General features: G+C 55.6%; 1 protein-coding gene. It reads right to left on the bottom strand.

Translation table 11 applies throughout. From position 1 onward, the window contains the following. Positions 1-57: 57 nt before the first annotated feature. Positions 58-1,536: an IS1182 family transposase gene (locus BY454_RS16650; RefSeq protein WP_104417669.1), complete on the bottom strand. Its 1,479-nt coding sequence runs from the start codon at positions 1,534-1,536 to the stop codon at positions 58-60. Positions 1,537-1,612: the final 76 nt, after the last annotated feature.

The raw sequence follows: 1,612 nt of genomic DNA, 5'->3' as shown, positions 1-1,612 counted from the left end.
CAGATTGCTGACGAACCCCGGTTTTTCCGGGGTTCGTTGCGTTTGGGCGCTTTAAATTCAGTGAGCGATGGAGTTAGCCCAATACTCCTGACCGGATTGCCAATACTTCAGCAAAGCCAGTTTCCGGGCCCATTTCCGGATTCGCCTCTGTAACCCAGGCATACCAAGGGATTTGAGCCATAAAAGACGCGCCAGGATCTGCGCGATCTTCTTCATATTCTGGGCTGCGGCGGCCAACAGGCATTGCTCGCGCACCTTCGAGAGTCCTCGCAAGCGAGCGTAACGATGACCATGGAGCTGTTTAGCATCGGCGAACGATCGCTCCACGGTTTCCTGTCGTCGTTTGTAGAGCGCTTTGCCCCATGGCGTTAACCGGTAACTGTCCGTTCGGTCTTTGCTGTCTTGCCAGACATGACGGGTAAGCACTTTGACGTGGTTGGCGCTACGCGTGCATTGACTCAGCAGCGGACAGTCTTTGCAATGAGCCGGGTTGGATTTGTACTCCCGGTAGCCTAGGCGATTGGTGGTGGCGTAGATCAGTTGCTGGCCTTGCGGACAGCGATAACTGTTGGTCTCGGGATCGTAAGTGAAGGCGCGTTTAGGGAGATAGCCTTTGGGTTTATTCGGTCGCCGATAGCCCATGACCCCGTAGATACCCCGGTCTTCCAAGCCCTTACAGATACCGGCGGTGTAGTAACCCGCATCCAGTCCGACGCCCCAGACGTCGAAGCCAAAGCGCTCACATTGTCGATCCAGTCGATCGAGATAGGGACGGCTGTCATGCAGATTGGCTGGCGTAGCGTAGCTATCGGTGATGATGGCGTTGCGGCCATCGACGGTTCGGTGGTCCAGATAGAAGAAGCCCTTGGGCTTGCCTTCCCGAACCATGTAACCACTGTCCGGATCGGTGCGGCTGATCTTGGTGTCTTTGGTCTTGGGTGGCTGCTCAGACAGCTTCGTTTTCAAGGGCTTTTTACCCTGAGCTTTGCGATCACCTTCGATGGCGTCTTCCAGGCTGTCCAGGTAGGCTGCCACCTTCTCCTCTGCCTGTTTCAGATCGTACTTGTTCTTGTTGGCGTTCGCCTTAAGGTGCGTGCTGTCGGTATAAAGCACTTCGCCACCAACCAGGTTATAGCCCATCGCCTGGAGCACGATCTCATCGAAGATTTCCTGATAGATGCTGCCGTCCTGGAACCGCCGCCGGCGGTTCTGGCTCAGGGTGGAAGCGTCTGGAATCTTGTCAGTCAGGTTGAAGCGCAAGAACCAGCGATACGCCACGTTGACCTGTATCTCCCGCACCAACTGCCGCTCACTGCGAATGCCGAACAGATAGCCCAGAAACAGCATCTTGAACAGCACCACCGGATCGAGCGCCGGCCGACCGTTGTTCGAGCAGTACAAATGCCGAACCCGATCACGGATGAATTCAAAATCGATGTACTGATCAATCTTGCGAAGAAGGTGGTTGTCGGGGACCAGCGATTCGAGACTGACCATCTCGAGTTCGTGTTGTTGCGGGGACGGCTCTTTGAGCATGGGGCAGCCTCTGAAAAGTCGATACCCCAATTACAACAAACCCCCGCCGCGATGGCGAGGGTTTGTCAGCAGTCTG

Source organism: Marinobacter persicus (assembly GCF_002934325.1).
GTDB lineage: Bacteria > Pseudomonadota > Gammaproteobacteria > Pseudomonadales > Oleiphilaceae > Marinobacter > Marinobacter persicus_A.
Note: the sequence above shows the minus strand (reverse complement) of the source record. Positions and strands in the feature narration are given on the sequence as shown.